The sequence below is a fragment of the Virgisporangium aurantiacum genome (genome assembly GCF_016863635.1).
In the GTDB taxonomy this organism is placed as follows: Bacteria; Actinomycetota; Actinomycetes; order Mycobacteriales; family Micromonosporaceae; genus Virgisporangium; species Virgisporangium aurantiacum.
Genome location: NZ_BOPG01000065.1, coordinates 66,782 through 81,518, shown reverse-complemented (window position 1 = coordinate 81,518; position 14,737 = coordinate 66,782). Strand labels below are relative to the sequence as shown.

Here is a 14,737-nt window from a genome sequence, read left to right as displayed (position 1 = left end):
AGAATGATGGTCTACACCCAGGGTCTGGTGCTGATCGAGCACGAGTTCGACGTCCCGCTCGATCACGCCGATCCCGACGGCCCCACCATCACCGTGTTCGCCCGCGAGGTCGCCGATCCGGCCGGCCGTGACCGACCGTTCCTCGTGTACCTCCAGGGCGGCCCGGGGTACGAGGCGCCGCGGCCGACGCGGCATCCCTCGTCACCCGGTTGGCTCGACCGGGCGTTGAGCCGCCACCGCGTCCTCATGCTCGACCAGCGCGGAACCGGGCGATCCACGCCCGTCGGCGACCTTGCGGGGACGCCGCGGGAGCAGGCCGAATACCTCGCGCACTTCCGCGCCGACTCGATCGTGCGCGACGCCGAACTGATCCGCACGGCGGTCGGCGTCGACCGGTGGAGCATCCTCGGCCAGTCGTTCGGCGGCTTCTGCGCGCTGACCTACCTGTCGCTCGCGCCGCACAGCCTCGCCGCGGCGTACATCACCGGCGGCGTCCCGCCGCTCGACCGGTCACCCGACGAGATCTACGCGGCGACGTTCGACCGCATGCTCGACCTCAACCGCCGCTACTACGACCGCTACCCCGCCGACCGCGACCGGGTGCGGAACCTGAAACTCGACGGCACGCTGGCCAACGGCGACCCGCTCACCGCCCGCCGCCTGCGCTGCGCCGGCAACCACCTCGGCATGGACGGCGGCGCCGAACAGTTGCACTATCTCCTCGAACTGCCGCCCGACAGCCCCGCGTTCCGGCACGACCTGCAGCAGGTGCTGCCGTTCGCCCGCAACCCGCTCTACGCCGTCATCCACGAGGCGTGCTACGCGAACGGCACCGCCACCCGCTGGGCGGCCGACCGCGTGATGCCGCAAGAGTTCCACGACGACCCGACGCTGTTCACCGGCGAGCACCTGTTCCCCTGGATGCTCGACGAATATACGGCGCTCAATCAGTTGAAGGAGGCCGCGAACCTGCTCGCCGAGCGGGAGTGGCCGCACCTCTACGACCCGGACGTGTTGCGCCGCAACGAGGTCCGGGTCGCGGCCACGGTCTACGCCGACGATCCGTTCGTGCCGGCCGGATTCTCGATGGAGACGGTCGGCCGGGTCCGCGGGATGCGCGCCTGGTTCACGAACGAGTATCTCCACAACGGACTCCGCTCCGACGGCGACCGCGTCCTCGGCCGCCTGATGGACCTGGCCGACGGCCGCTGAGGCGCCCGGCACGCGAGGCCGCGGCCGCGAGGCCGCCCGGCGGCAACGGCTGCGGCCGCCCGGCGCAACGCCTTCACGAGCGCCGGAAGCGGCCCGGCGCCACCCCGTACCGGCGCTTGAATGCGGCCGAGAACGCGAACTCCGACCCGTACCCGACGCGGGCCGCCACCGCGTTCAGCGGCCGGTCCGACTCGCGCAGCAGGCGGGCCGCGGTGGTCATCCGCCACCAGGTGAGGTACGTCAGCGGCGGCTGCCCGAGCAGGGCGGCGAACCGGCGCGCGAACGGCGCCCGCGACATGCCCGCCTCGGCGGCCAGCGAGGCCACCGTCCACGGGTGCGCCGGGTCGCCGTGGATGGCCCGCAACGCCGCGGCCGTGCCCGGATCGGTCAGGGCCGCCGCCCAGCCGGTGGCTTCCGTGCTGACCGGCTGAGCGTCGAACCACGTCCGCAGCACGTACAGCAGCAGCGTGTCGACGAGCGCCGGGACGATCGCGTCGGTGCCGAGGCGCGGCTGGGCGAGTTCGGTGGCGAGCAGGTCCACTGTGGACCGTAGGCCCGGGTTGCGCCCGAGGTGGGCGGGCAGGTGCACGACCTCGGGCAGTGAGTCGAGCAGCGGGTGCCCGCTCGCCGGGTCGAACTGGTAGGCGCCGCAGAGCGTCACCGTGACGCTGTGTCCGTTGCTGCCGATGGTCTCGTTGGCGTAGCGCTGCAGCCGGCGGGCCTCGCCGGGGTCGCACGCCGGCTCGATGTGCGGCGTCGACGGGCTGTCGACGAGCGCATGGGCGCCGCCGTGCGGGCGGAACACGATGTCGCCGGCGCCGAGTGCCAGCGGTTCGGCGCCGGCGACGTCGCGCAGCAGCCAGCACGGCCCCTGCAGGATCATCTGGAACCCGGCCGACCCGGGGAACGGCGCGAACCACTGCCCCCACGGGGCGTGGAACTCCAACCGCGCCGAGCGCGTCTCGCCGCTGCGGAGCACCGTGATCACGTCACTCAGCACGTCCATCTTCGGAATGGTATCCCCGCCGAGACGATCGCGTACAAAACGAGGACTGTGACTCATGGTTCGTCTCGTTCGGCGGGCATACGGTCGCCGTCATGAAGCCTTTGTACGCGATCGGCGGCGCCGTCCTCAGCACCGCCGCCCTGTGGATCATCGCCCGGATTTTCGACGTCGACCTGCGCGTCGACCCGCAGAACGGCCGGCCGCCGGGCGAGATCGCGCTGCCGTTCGCCGCCGCGATGGCGCTCGTGGCCGCGCTGCTCGGCTGGGGCACCCGCGCGCTGCTCGGCCGGTTCACCCGGCACGCCGCCCGCATCTGGACGGTCGTCGCCGGCGTGGTACTACTCGTGTCGTTCCTGCCGATCCTGGCCGTCGGGGCGACGGGCGGCACGAAGGCCGTGCTCGCGCTCATGCACCTCGCGGTCGCGGCATGCCTCGTGCCCGTACTCGGCCGCCAGCGCGAGACCGCCCGCGCCCAAGCCGCACCGACCGGGTAGTCCCTATGCGCTGGCCCGGAGCGGCGCCGGCCGGGCGTCGACCTCGAACGAGCGCGCTAGCGCGACGATCACCAGCGTCAGCAATGCCGGCACCGCGAACGCCAACCGCAGGTCGGCCAGTTCGGCCACCGCGCCGATCAGGCCGGCGCCGATGACGAACCCGGCGTAGTTGAACAGGTTCACCCGCGCGATCGCGACCCCCGTGCCGCCCGGGTCGAGCCGCCCGGCCGCCGAGAACGACAGCGGCACCACCACGCACAACCCGAGGCCCTGCAACGCGTACCCGGCAAGCCCGATCGCCGGCACCGGTGCCACCGTGACAACGACCAGGCCCAGCCCGCCGATCACCGCACCCACGCGGACGATCCTGGCCGGTCCGAACCGCCGCACCAGGCGGTCGTTCACGGCCCGGCCGAGCACCATGAAGGTCTGGTAGAAGAACAGCCCGAGGGCGGCGACGCTGCCCGACGCCCCGAGCTCGTCGTCGAGGAACACCGCGCTCCAGTTCGACGTCGCGGAGTCGGCGATGTACATCGCCATCATCGCGACGCCGAGCAGGGCGATCGGCCCCCACGGCAGGCTCGCCGCCGGTGGGTTCGCTCCCGGTGCGGCGAGCGCCGCGTCCCCGGGTCCACCAATCGCCACGCCACCGGCCGCCGCGGCCGGAAGCGGACCGGCCGGCGCGGAGGCCGCGGGCGCGGCCGGAACCGGCGCGGCCGCGCCCTCGAGTTCGGACCGGCGCAGCAGCAACGGACCCGCCGACAGCGCGATCGCCGCACCGATCACGGCCGCCGTGCCGAGCGACTCGAACGTGGTGAAGTCCAGTTCCGACGTCGCGGCGGTGGTGAGCGCGCCCGCCATCGCGCCGACGCTCCACACGCCGTGCAACGACGACAGCACCGGACGCCCGTACCGCCGCTCGACCCCGTACCCCTGCATGTTCATCGCCGCGTCGACCGAGCCGAGGCCGATGCCCAGCGCCGCCAGCGCCAGGTACAGCTGGATCCGCTCGTCGGCCGCGCCCGTGCCGGCGACCGCGAGCGCCACCAGCACCCCGCCGGCGCGGAGAACGATCCCGCTGCCCAGCCGCGCCGCCGCGACGCCGGCCAGCACGCTGCCGACACCGGCGACCACCGGCACGACAAGCAGCACGAGCGACAACTGTCCGTCGCTGAATTCGAACCGGTCCTTGAGCACGTTGGTCTGCGTCAACAATGCGGCGAAGCAGAAGCCCTGCGCGAAGAACGCCATCGCGACGGCCACCCGCGCCCGCCGAGTCCGCAGATCCATGCCGAGAGCATGATCCCGCGTGGGCTTCACAGCAAGCCCCACACGCGTCAGCCGCCGACCTCGCTCACCTGGGCGAAAGGCGCGTTGTTGTGCCACAACGCGTGGATTATGTAGTAGTGGTTCTGCTCGGTGAACTGCACCGCCAGGTTGCCCGGTTCGTTCTGCACGGTCTGCACGGTGTAGCCCGGGCTCGGGGTCGCCGTCACCAGGTCGACCCGGCCCTCGGTCATCTGGATCACCGCCTGCCCGCCGTCGACCCGGAACGAGCGCACGTACACGGTTTCGCCGTCGGGGTTGGTGGTCACCGTCCAGCCGTCGACGACCCGGACCGGCTGCGACGGCGGCGGGGCTTTCGGTGACCGGGAAGCCGGCGGCCGGGACGACGGCGGGGCGGTGGAGGGAGACGCCGAACCCGGCGGCAGCGCGACCGACGTCGGCTCGGGGCCGATCGGCGCCGCCGCGAACTCCGCCGCCGTGTCGTCGGCACTCGGAGTGCCGGTGCGCAACACGGGCAGCAACGCCACCGAAGCCAGCGCCACCGAAGCCAGCGTGGCGGCGCACCAGCCGAGCACGGGAAGGACCCACCGCGACCTCATCACCCGACACAGTAGCGTGCAGCCCATGGCCGTGATCCTGCTGATCGAGGACGACCGCATCATCTCCGCGGCGCTGTCCCGGTCGCTCACCGACGCGGGCCACCTCGTGCGGGCCGCGGGCACCGCCGTCGACGCGTTGAAGATGGTCAATGACGACCGACCCGACCTGGTGATTCTCGACCTCGGCCTGCCCGACATCGACGGCGCCGACGCGCTCCGCATGATGCGAAGCGTGTCCGACGTCCCGGTGATCGTGGCCACCGCGCGGCGCGGCGAGGGCGAAATCATCAAGCTGCTCAACCTCGGCGCCGACGACTACGTCACCAAGCCGTTCTCCGCCGGGCACATCCTGGCCCGCGTCAACGCGGTGCTCAGAAGGCACAAGGCGCCCGAGCAGGAGCAACGGGAAATCAACGTCGGCACCCTCACCATCCAGCCGCACAAGCGACAGGCCACATTGGACGGTGCGCCGCTGCGGCTCACCCGGCGGGAGTTCGACGTCCTGCAGTATCTCGCCGAGCGCGCCGGCCGGGTGGTGTCGCGGCGCGAACTGATGACGCAGGTGTGGCAGCAGGCGCACATCGGCGAGGAACAGACCATCGACGTCCACATCTCGTGGCTGCGCCGCAAACTCGGTGAAACGGCGGCACAGCCACGGTTTCTGGTCACCGTGCGCGGCGTCGGCGTGATGATGGTGGAGCCCTCATGAGGCTCGCGTTGAACCGGTTGGCCGTCGCGATCACGGCGATGGTGGCGCTGGCGTTCCTCGTGCCGCTGGCCGGCGTCACCCGGCAACTGGCCCACGACCGCGCGCTCGGCGACGCGCGCCAGCAGGCGGCGGCGATGGTCACCGCGCTCGCCGTCGACAGCAGCCCGGCGTTGCTGGCGCGCGCCGTCGCGAGCACGGCCGCGGGTGGCGCCGGGCGGCTCGCCGTCCACCTTCCCGGTTCGGCACCGATCGGGGTCTCCCACGCGGCCGCGGCCGATGTCGCGGCCGCGCGGGGCGGGCGCTCATTCACGCGGACGGACGACGAAGGGCTGATCTACCTCCAACCCAGTGTGCTGGACGCCAGTCAGGTGGCCGTCATCGAGGTGTTCGTGCCGAGCGACGAGTTGTACCGCGGCGTGTGGCCGGCGTGGCTGGCGCTGGCCGGGCTCGCGATCGTGCTGGTGGCCGGCTCCACGCTGTTCGCCGACCGGCTCGGCAGCCGCACCGTGCGGGCCACCCGCGATCTTGCCGATGTGACACGGAGGTTCGGCGCCGGCGACCTCACGGTGCGCGCCGAACCGAAGGGTCCACCGGAACTGCGCGACGCGGCCCGCAACTTCAACGCCATGGCCGACAACCTCCGCGAACGCATGGACGCCGAACGCGAACTCGCCGCCGACCTGTCGCACCGGCTGCGCACCCCGCTCACCGCGTTGCGCCTCGACGCCGACGCGGTGCCGCCGGGTCCGGTCGCCGACCGGTTGCGGCAGGCGTTCGACGTCCTCGACGCGGAACTGGAGGCCATCATCACCGGCGCCCGGCTGAGCGCGAGCAAGCGCACCGCGCAGGAGACCGACCTGGTGGAGGCGCTCGCCGACCGGCTGGCGTTCTGGTCGGTGCTGGCCGAGGACCAGGGCCGGCACACCCGGATCGTCGGCGGCGAGCAGCCGGTTCCGGTACCGATTCCGCGCGGTGAGCTGATCCTGGCGATCGACGCGTTGCTGGGCAACGTGTTCGCGCACACGCCCGAGGGAACACCGTTGCAGGTGACCGTCTCCGAGCACGGGCTGATCGTCGACGACGCCGGCCCGGGCATCCGCGACCCGGAGGCGGCGGTGCGGCGCGGTGCCAGCGGTGCCGGATCGACCGGGCTGGGGCTCGACATCGCCCAGCGGGTGGCGCGGGCGGCGGGCGGCCGGCTGGAGATCGGCTACGGACCGCTCGGCGGCGCCCGGGTTTATTTAATGATTGTCCCGACATCGTTAAGGTCCCTTTAGGAAAACGCTCCGTAGCGTCCGGCGCATGTTCTGGAAGAAGGCTCTCGTCTATCCGTCGGTCGTGCTCGGCGCCGCCGCCGCCGGTGTGTTCGCCACCGCGGCCGCCGCCTCCGCTCACGGGTACGTCTCCGCTCCGCCCAGCCGCCAGGCGCTCTGCGCCACAAAGGCGGTGTCCGACTGTGGCGCCATCCAGTTCGAGCCGCAGAGCGTCGAAGGCGTCAAGGGGCTGAAGAGCTGCGACGGCGGCCTCCCCCAGTTCAAGGTGCTCAGCGACAACAGCCGCGCCTGGCCGGCCCGCAACGTCGGCACGAGCCTCGACTTCACCTGGGTCTTCACCGCCCGCCACCGCACGAGCAACTGGGAGTACTTCATCGGCAACACCCGCGTCGGCGTCGTCGACGGCGGGAACGCCCAGCCCGAAGCCGTCGTGACGCACAAGGTGAACCTCGGTGGCTTCCGCGGCCGGCAGACGATTCTCGCCGTGTGGAACATCGGCGACACCCCGATGGCGTTCTACAGCTGCGTCGACGTGAACATCGGCGGGACCGGCGGCGGCTCGACACCGACGAACCCGGCGCCCACGAGCACGGGCACCAAGCCGCCCACGACAGCACCGACCGGTGGCTCGTCCACCGCGCCGGTGCCGGCCCCTCCGCCCGGGGGCCAACAGCCCGGAGCCCAGCCGAACGGTGGCTGGGCTCCGGGCACCGCCTACAAGGTCGGTGACGTCGTGACCTTCGACGGCAAGAAGTTCAAGTGCCGTCAGGCGCACACGTCGATCCGGTCGTGGGAACCGTCGATCTTCACGCTCGCGCTGTGGCTGCCGGTCTGATGGTCAAGCGCTACGTGACGGCGTTCGCGTTGCTGGCGCTGTTCGGGTTCGCCGGCTGCTCATCGTCCACAAAGGACGACGCGGCCGGCGGCCCGGCGGCCGCCGGTGAGGTGACCACCGCGGCGGTGCCGGCCAGTTCCGCGCACAACAGCAACGACGTGATGTTCCTCCAGATGATGATCGTCCACACCGGACAGGGGCGGGAACTCGCCGCGCTGGCCGAGCAGCGGTCGACCCGGGAGGACGTGAAGAACCTCGCCACCGCGGTCGACGCCACCCAGGGCGAGGAGGCGAAGGTCATGACGACGTGGCTGCAGGGCTGGGACGAGCCCACCCAGAGCGCCCACGACCCGAACATGCACGCCAATCACGGCGGGCTGCCCGCGCTGGGCGCCGAGCAGCTGGCCGACCTGAAGAAGGCCCCGGCCGCCGACTTCGACCGCATGTTCCTGAACCTGCTGATCGGCCACCAGCACAACGCCGTCGAACTGACCAACCTGGTGGGCGACGGCAGCGGCAGGAACCCGGAAACCCAGGACCTCGCCAGGCGCATCAAGGAGTCAAGGTCCGACCAGATCTCCCTGATGCTCACGATGGCCGCCGCCTGACCTACAGCAGCGCCGCCAGCACCGGGACCAGGGTCGCGGGCGAGGGCATCGCCGCCACCTCGGCGCGAACCTCGCCCGCGGCACCGGCCACCGCCGGGTCCGTCAGGAGCCGGCGGATCAGGTCGGCATCGATGTCGGGTTCGTCGACCGCAAGGCCGGCGCCGCGCGCGGCGATCAGGGACGCGTTGTGGCGGCGGTCGCCCGTCCCGTTCACCACGAGTTGCGGCACACCCGCGCACAGCGCCGCGATCGCCGTCCCCGCACCGCCGTGGTGGATCACCGCCGCGCTCGTCTCCAGCAGCGCCGGCATCGGCGCCGACGCGACCGCCCGCCCGTTCGCCGGTATCCGGGTCCTCCGGTCGGGGTTGAGGAACACGAACTCCGCGTCGATCCCGGCGGCGGCCCGGGCCACCAGCGGCATCAGCCCGCCGCCCGACGCGCCGACGGTGCTGCGGGTCACCACCACGCGCGGCCGCGCCGTCGTGGGCAGGTCGAGGTCGCCGGTGGCGTACGGCTCCGGCCGCATCGGCCGGCCGGGCCGGTCCGGCAACACGCTCGGCGGCGCGATGCTGATCGTCGCGGCGTCCGCCGGGAGCGCGTCAAGACCGTGGCGGCGCAGCGCCTTACCCAACCGCGACGAGGTGACGCGCACCAGCGTCGGCCCGTCGAACAACATGTTCTCGTGCAGCACGGCCGGTACGCCGAGCGTGGCGGCGGCCAGCGCGCCGGCCACTGCGAGCGATTCGTACACCACGAGGTCGACGGCCGTCAACCCCGCCTTCGTGACCGCCATGCCGTCGCCACCGGTCGCGACGCACACCTCGTGCCCCGCCGCCACCAGGGCCCGGCCGAGCGGAACGAGCGGAAAGACGTGCCCGATCAGGGGCGCCGACACCAGGAGAACCCGCATCGGATCACGATAGGCACCCGAACCGGGCCACGTAGTGCCAGACCCGCTTCAGCGCCTGCGGGTCGTGCAACCCGACGGCCGCCCCGATCACCGCCGGGTCGAGAAACCCGTCCACGGAAAGCGAAACACCGAGCGCCACGAACTCCGGCCCGCGATAGTGCGGATGCCGGCGCAGCTCGTCGACCGACAGCCGGAACCCCGGATGCCACTCCACGGCGCACGGCAACCGCGCCGCGGCCGACTCCACGGCGGTACCGCGGTAACACGGATCGAGCACGATCGCTTCGACGTCGGCGTCGACCCGCACCGGGCCGTGCACGTGGGCCTCGACGTAGCCGTCGAGCGGATCGCCGTCCCACTCCGCCGCCAGCTCGGCCAGACGCATGTTCGCGGCCACACCGAAGTCGGTCGGCTCCAGGAAGCTGTCGGGGTAGCAGAACGTCGCCCGGCGCAGGCAGTCGGCCGTCAGCCGCAGGTGGGCCGACCCGAACCGCGGTGCCGCGCCGACCGCGCTCCGGCGCAGGTTCAGCGCACCGTACACCGGCCGGTCGGCGGCGGGCGCGTCGTCGTACGCGCCGCCGAACATCCGGCTCTCCCAGCGCCACCGGTCGCCGCCGGGGAATGCCGTCAATCCGCCGTTGCTGGTTCCGGTGACGAACTGCGAGACATAACACCCGCCGCGCGCGAGCGAATCGAGAAGGTCACCCCGATCGGGATGAAAATTCACGGTGACGCGGTGAGCACGGTCGATCGGCGGGCCGGCCGAGCGGGCGGCGACGTACTCCAGCGCGCGCTCGAACCGGCTCACTTACACAGGAGGTTGTTCATCCGGCGCCCGGCGATCCGCAGGCACAGCACGGTGATCGCGGCCAGGTACGTGAGGTGCCAGGCGAGCGTCCACTCCAGCACGCCGGTGGTGAGCGCCCGCACCACCTCGACCCCGTGGTACAGCGGCGTGAACTCGACCAGGATCCGCATCACGATCGGGAACGACTGCACCGGCGCGAACGTGCCGGAGAACAGGAACAGCGCGAACTGGGCCACCATCACGTAGTCGAAGTCCTGCCAGCTGCGCACGAGCGTCGACAGCACCATGCCGACCGCGCCGAACGCGAAGCCGACCACCATCGTGGCCGGGAACGCCGCCAGCGCCCACCCGACCGTGGTGAGGTCCATCCACACCATGATGGCCAGGAACGCCGCCGAGTAGACGGCACCGCGCAACATCGCCCACAGCAACTCGCCGACCGCGATCTCGACGGGTGTCACCGGGGTGGCGATCACCGCGTCGTAGACCTTCATGAACTTCATTTTTCCGAAGAAGTTGAACGTGCTCTCGGCGAGCGCGCCGTTCATCGCCGACGCGGCGAGCATCGCCGGCGCCACGAACGCGGCGTAGGTGACGATGCGCCCGTCGGCCAGCCGGAAGTCGCCAACCAGGCGGCCCACCCCGATGCCGATCGACAGCAGGTACAGCAGCGGCTCGAAGAACCCCGACAGCAGCACCCACCAGTAGGCGGAGTGCCGGGCGGCGGTGGCGTTGCGGTTGGTGACCGCGACCGTGTTGGCCCAGCGCCGTTCCATGCGCTTCGCGACCGTCGGCAGCGCCAGCGTGCTCACCATCGCGCTACTCCCCCGCTCGGTTGGGCCGGCATCAGTCCGTGAGCTTCCGGGTGAACCGGTGCAGGGCCAGCCACCAGCCGCCCACGCACCACAGCAGCAGGTACGCGACGTGCGTCGGCCAGCCCCACGCGGTCTCGATGCCCAGCGTCGACGCCCGGCCGAGTTCGACGCCGTGCCACAGCGGCGACGCGTACGCCAGCGCCCGCGGCACCGGGTGCAGCGACTCGATCGGGAAGAACACGCCGGCGAACAGCGTCATCGGGATGACGCCGAAGCGCAGCAGCACCGCGAACATGCCGTCGGACTTCACCGACGCGCTGTACGCGAAGCACGGCGCCGCGACCGCCAGACCCAGCAGGACGCACATCGGCAGCGCGAACAGCGCGTGCCACGACTGCACGGCGCCGAAGAGCAGCATCACGACCAGGAACCCGATGCTCGCCAGCGCGACCCGCACCAGCACGAACGCGAAGCTGCCGGCCAGGACGTCGCGGATACGCACCGGCGTGGCGAGCATCGAGTGGTAGACGCGCGTCCACGCGAAGCTGCCGAACACCGGCCAGGTGGACTCGGCGACCGCCACCTGCAACGCGGTGGACATCAGCAGCCCGGGGGCGATGAAGTCGAGATAGTCGGTGTCGAGGGCGCCGCGCGCGTCGACATACGAGCCGACCGACACGCCCATCCCGACCAGGAACAGCAGCGGCAACGCGAACGACGACAGCACCGACGCCTTCCACACGCGCCGGTAGGTGGCCAGGTTGTACTCGAGAACGGCGAGCGACGGCTGCAACATGTCAGTCGACCAACGTCCGGCCGGTGAGGTGCAGGAAGACGTCTTCCAGCGTGCTGCGCCGCACCAGCACGCTCGACGGGTGCAGCTTGCGGCCGGTGACGGCGGCGCCGGCCTCGTCGCCGTCGGGCGTGTAGAGGAGGATGCGGTCGGGCAGCACCTCGACCCGCTCGCCGATTCCGTCGAGCTTCTCGGCGATGGGCTCCAGCGGGTCGAGCCCGAACCGCAGTTCCAGCACCTCGCGCGTGGAGTGCTCGGCGATGAGCGCCCGGGGCGAGTCTTCGGCGACGATGCGGCCGCCGTCCATCACCACCAGCCGGTCGCACAGCTGCTCGGCCTCGTCCATGTAGTGGGTGGTGAGCACCAGCGTCACCCCGCGCTGTTTGAGCCGGAACAGGCGGTCCCACACCAGGTGCCGGGCCTGCGGATCGAGGCCGGTGGTCGGCTCGTCGAGCAGCACGATCTCGGGCTCGTTGATCAGCGCCCGGGCGATGGTGAGGCGCCGCTTCATGCCGCCGGACAGCGGATCGGTGGTGTCGCCGGCGCGGTCGCCGAGCTGCATGAAGTCGAGCAGTTCGCGGGCGCGCTCGCGGGCCACCTTGCGGGGGATGCCGAAGTACCGCGCGTACACGGTGAGGTTCTCGAGGACGGTGAGTTCGAGATCGAGCGAGTCCTGCTGCGGGCACACGCCGAGCCGGGCCCGGATCTGCGGGCCCTGACGCACCGGATCCATCCCGAAGATGCGCAGCGATCCCGCGGTGGGCGGCGACACGCAACCGATCATGCGCATCGTGGACGACTTTCCGGCGCCGTTCGGGCCGAGGAACCCGAACGCCTCGCCGGCCCGCACCTCGACATCGATGCCGTCGACCGCGGTGAACGACCCGAACCGCTTCACCAGCCCCTTGGCGGCGATCATCGGCTGATCCGGCCGTTCGGGGGCGTCCGTTGGCTTCGTCTCGACCACCCGGCGACCCTAACCTGAGGGTGCGACGGTCTGCCCGGCAGTTATTGCCGCGCGGGCGTCGGCCACGAGATCGGCCACGGCGTCGGGGGCGGGCGGCGTGGCGGGGTCGTACCGCGCCGTCCACCGCAGGCCGTCCTTTCCGGGGACGCGGCGGGCGACCACCCGCACGCCGCCGCCGGGCAGCACGTGGTGGCTCGTGTACGCCACCGACTTCGTCACCCGGGCCCGGACCTGCTCCGGAACCTTGTCCGGGTCGAGCAGCGTGACGCTCACCGTCTCCTCGTCGACCATCTCGGCGTAGGTGTCGAACGACTCCTTCACCCGGGCCGGCACCACCAGCAGCGCCCGGCCCGACCACGTCGCCTTGTGGATCTCGTGCCAGCCCAGCCGCGCCGAGCCGGAGATTCCGGGCAGCCACAGGCCGAAGTTTGTGACGACCACCACAGCATGGTTCGCGGTACCCGCCCACGCCAGCACCCGCTCGTCGCGGTCGAGGGGCGGACGCGCATCCGCCGGAAGCCGGCGGCGACGGAACAGCGACACTCAGATACCCCCCGCCGCCCGTTCCCGGAGCCCGCGCGCCTGCTGCTCCAGGGAGAACAGCTCACCGGCGAGCGTGAGGTACGCCTCCCGCTGCGTCACCGGGTTCAGCCGCTGCAGCTTCGACTTGATCTCCCGGATCCGGCGGTTGACCGCCGGGATCTGCAACCGGGTCAACGTCTGGTCGACGTAGCGCGGGTCGGGATCGTGGTCGAGCCGCAGCGACTCCACGGACAGTTCGGTCGCCAGCGCCTTCGCCGCGAGGTCCGGGCACGCGTCGCGTACCTTCTCCGTCCACACCGCACCGGACAGGCCGCCGGCGGCGCCGCCGGCCTGCGTGATCGCCTCGCGCAGGACGGCGTGCACCGGATGGGCGTACGCCTCGGCGCCGATCAGGTCGAACATCGGGCCGGACAGGGCCGGCGCCTGCAGCGCGAGCTTGAGCGCCTCGCGCTCGACGGCGGCCTCGGCACCGTCCACTGTGGACACCATCGGCTGGCGCTGCACCGGCGCGGCGCGGCCCGGACCGTCACCGGCCGCGGCGACTTCGCGCCGGGCCAGTTCGACGTCGACGCCGAGCATGTTGGCCATCCGGTTGATGTACTGGTCGCGCAGCGAGCGGTCCTTGAGCCGGCCGACCAGCGGCGCTACCGCGCGGGCGGCGCCCACCTGCCCGGGAACGGTGTCGAGGTCGAACCGGGCGGCGTTGGCGCGCATCGCGAAGTCGATCATCGGCTCACGCCGGGCGACCAGGTCGCGCACGGCGGCGTCGCCGCGGGCCAGCCGGAGCTCGCACGGGTCCATGCCGTCGGGGCCGACCGCGATGTAGGTCTGCGCGACGAACTTCTGGTCGTCCTCGAACGCCCGCAGGGCGGCCTTCTGCCCGGCGGCGTCGCCGTCGAAGGTGAAGATGATCTCGCCGGTGTACGCGTCGACGTCCATCAGCAGCCGGCGCAGCACCTGGATGTGGTCGCCGCCGAACGCCGTGCCGCAGGTGGCCACCGCGACCGGCACCCCGGCCAGGTGGCAGGCCATCACGTCGGTGTACCCCTCGACGATCACCGCCCGGCCCTGCTTGGCGATCTCCCGCTTGGCCTGGTCGATGCCGTAGAGCACGTGCGACTTCTTGTAGAGCGGCGTCTCGGGCGTGTTCAGGTACTTCGGGCCGTCGTCGTCGTCGAAGAGCTTGCGCGCGCCGAAGCCGATCACGTCGCCGCTGATGTCCTTGATCGGCCACAGCAGGCGGCGCCGGAACCGGTCGATCAGGCTGCCGCTGCGCGCCTCCCGCGACAGGCCCGCGGTCACCAGTTCCTGCGCCGTGTAGCCCTGGTTCCGCAGGTGCTTGGTGAGCACGTCCCAGGCGTCGGGGGCGAAACCGCAGCCGTACCGCTCGGCGGCGGCCCGGTCGAAGCCGCGCTGGGCGAGGAACTCGCGGGCCGGCCGGGCACCCTGGGTGAGCAGCTGCTCGGCGTAGAACGCCGCCGCGTCGCGGTGCGCGGTGATCAGCCGCTGCTTCTGGCCGGCCTGGCGGACCGGTGCCGGCCCGCCCTCGATGTACCGCAGTTCGATGCCGGCGCGGGCGGCCAGCCGCTCCGCGGCCTCGGGGAACGTGAGATGGTCGATCTCCATCACGAACTTGATCGCGTCGCCGCCGTTGGCACAGCCGAAGCAGTAGTACACGCCCTGTGACGGCTTGACGTTGAACGACGGCGTCTTCTCGTCGTGGAACGGGCAGAGACCCTTCAGGTTGCCGCCACCGGCCGACTTCAGGGTGACGTGATCGGAGATCACGTCGACCACGGAGACGCGCTCGCGCAGCAGAGTGATGTCCTCTTGGCGGATGCGGGCGGTCATGACGTACATCCTGCACCGTCCGGGAG

At 71.7% G+C, this 14,737-nt stretch carries 16 protein-coding genes; 6 read left to right on the top strand and 10 right to left on the bottom strand.

Annotated features, from left to right (window positions below; all coding sequences use genetic code 11):
* Nucleotides 1-3: 3 nt before the first annotated feature.
* Nucleotides 4-1,212, top strand: coding sequence for an alpha/beta fold hydrolase (locus Vau01_RS44445; protein WP_239152344.1), 1,209 nt, complete (start codon nucleotides 4-6; stop codon nucleotides 1,210-1,212).
* 73 nt (nucleotides 1,213-1,285) lie between these two features.
* On the opposite strand, the gene Vau01_RS44440 is transcribed toward Vau01_RS44445, so the two are convergent.
* Nucleotides 1,286-2,218, bottom strand: coding sequence for an AraC family transcriptional regulator (locus Vau01_RS44440; protein ID WP_204006262.1), 933 nt, complete (start codon nucleotides 2,216-2,218; stop codon nucleotides 1,286-1,288).
* Nucleotides 2,219-2,310: 92 nt separating this feature from the next.
* On the opposite strand from Vau01_RS44440, the gene Vau01_RS44435 reads away from it, so the two are divergent.
* Nucleotides 2,311-2,712 carry a DUF6069 family protein gene (locus Vau01_RS44435; protein WP_204006261.1) on the top strand — a complete coding sequence of 134 codons (402 nt, stop codon included), beginning with the start codon at nucleotides 2,311-2,313 and terminating at the stop codon, nucleotides 2,710-2,712.
* A gap of 3 nt (nucleotides 2,713-2,715) precedes the next feature.
* On the opposite strand, the gene Vau01_RS44430 is transcribed toward Vau01_RS44435, so the two are convergent.
* Together Vau01_RS44430 and Vau01_RS44425 are read right to left on the bottom strand one after the other, a co-directional pair.
* Nucleotides 2,716-4,002, bottom strand: a complete 1,287-nt coding sequence (locus tag Vau01_RS44430) for an MFS transporter (protein ID WP_204006260.1) — start codon at nucleotides 4,000-4,002, stop codon at nucleotides 2,716-2,718.
* Nucleotides 4,003-4,049: 47 nt separating this feature from the next.
* Nucleotides 4,050-4,598 carry a DNA mismatch repair protein MutL gene (locus Vau01_RS44425; RefSeq protein WP_239152343.1) on the bottom strand — a complete coding sequence of 183 codons (549 nt, stop codon included), beginning with the start codon at nucleotides 4,596-4,598 and terminating at the stop codon, nucleotides 4,050-4,052.
* Between the two features lie 25 nt (nucleotides 4,599-4,623).
* Between Vau01_RS44425 and Vau01_RS44420 the strand changes: the two genes are divergently transcribed.
* Genes Vau01_RS44420 through Vau01_RS44405 form a run of 4 tightly spaced genes read left to right on the top strand, consistent with a single transcriptional unit; the run spans nucleotide 4,624 to nucleotide 8,024 of the window.
* Nucleotides 4,624-5,307 carry a response regulator transcription factor gene (locus Vau01_RS44420; RefSeq protein ID WP_204006258.1) on the top strand — a complete coding sequence of 228 codons (684 nt, stop codon included), beginning with the start codon at nucleotides 4,624-4,626 and terminating at the stop codon, nucleotides 5,305-5,307.
* Nucleotides 5,304-6,584, top strand: coding sequence for a sensor histidine kinase (locus Vau01_RS44415; protein WP_204006257.1), 1,281 nt, complete (start codon nucleotides 5,304-5,306; stop codon nucleotides 6,582-6,584). Before Vau01_RS44420 ends, Vau01_RS44415 begins: the two co-directional genes overlap by 4 nt.
* A gap of 25 nt (nucleotides 6,585-6,609) precedes the next feature.
* Nucleotides 6,610-7,416 (top strand): lytic polysaccharide monooxygenase, encoded by an 807-nt coding sequence (locus Vau01_RS44410; RefSeq protein WP_204006255.1) that lies wholly within the window; start codon nucleotides 6,610-6,612, stop codon nucleotides 7,414-7,416.
* The gene (locus Vau01_RS44405) at nucleotides 7,401-8,024 is read left to right on the top strand and encodes a DUF305 domain-containing protein (protein ID WP_239152342.1); all 624 of its coding nucleotides are present in this window, start codon (nucleotides 7,401-7,403) and stop codon (nucleotides 8,022-8,024) included. The genes Vau01_RS44410 and Vau01_RS44405 overlap by 16 nt, the downstream gene beginning before the upstream one ends.
* Nucleotide 8,025: 1 nt before the next feature.
* Here Vau01_RS44405 and Vau01_RS44400 read toward each other — a convergent pair whose 3' ends face one another.
* The 7 genes from Vau01_RS44400 to dnaG form a co-directional block, all read right to left on the bottom strand.
* Nucleotides 8,026-8,934 (bottom strand): glycosyltransferase, encoded by a 909-nt coding sequence (locus Vau01_RS44400; RefSeq protein WP_204006253.1) that lies wholly within the window; start codon nucleotides 8,932-8,934, stop codon nucleotides 8,026-8,028.
* A 4-nt stretch (nucleotides 8,935-8,938) separates the two neighbouring features.
* Nucleotides 8,939-9,661: a DUF3626 domain-containing protein gene (locus tag Vau01_RS44395; protein ID WP_373320394.1), complete on the bottom strand. Its 723-nt coding sequence runs from the start codon at nucleotides 9,659-9,661 to the stop codon at nucleotides 8,939-8,941.
* Nucleotides 9,662-9,738: 77 nt separating this feature from the next.
* The gene (locus Vau01_RS44390) at nucleotides 9,739-10,557 is read right to left on the bottom strand and encodes an ABC transporter permease (protein ID WP_204006252.1); all 819 of its coding nucleotides are present in this window, start codon (nucleotides 10,555-10,557) and stop codon (nucleotides 9,739-9,741) included.
* A gap of 31 nt (nucleotides 10,558-10,588) precedes the next feature.
* The gene (locus tag Vau01_RS44385; protein ID WP_204006250.1) at nucleotides 10,589-11,353 is read right to left on the bottom strand and encodes an ABC transporter permease; all 765 of its coding nucleotides are present in this window, start codon (nucleotides 11,351-11,353) and stop codon (nucleotides 10,589-10,591) included.
* Between the two features lies 1 nt (nucleotide 11,354).
* Complete coding sequence (locus Vau01_RS44380; RefSeq protein ID WP_204006393.1) at nucleotides 11,355-12,269, bottom strand: ABC transporter ATP-binding protein; 915 nt, start codon at nucleotides 12,267-12,269, stop codon at nucleotides 11,355-11,357.
* Between the two features lie 57 nt (nucleotides 12,270-12,326).
* Nucleotides 12,327-12,860, bottom strand: a complete 534-nt coding sequence (locus tag Vau01_RS44375; RefSeq protein WP_204006248.1) for a hypothetical protein — start codon at nucleotides 12,858-12,860, stop codon at nucleotides 12,327-12,329.
* Nucleotides 12,861-14,720: a DNA primase gene (dnaG, locus tag Vau01_RS44370; protein ID WP_373320391.1), complete on the bottom strand. Its 1,860-nt coding sequence runs from the start codon at nucleotides 14,718-14,720 to the stop codon at nucleotides 12,861-12,863.
* Nucleotides 14,721-14,737: the final 17 nt, after the last annotated feature.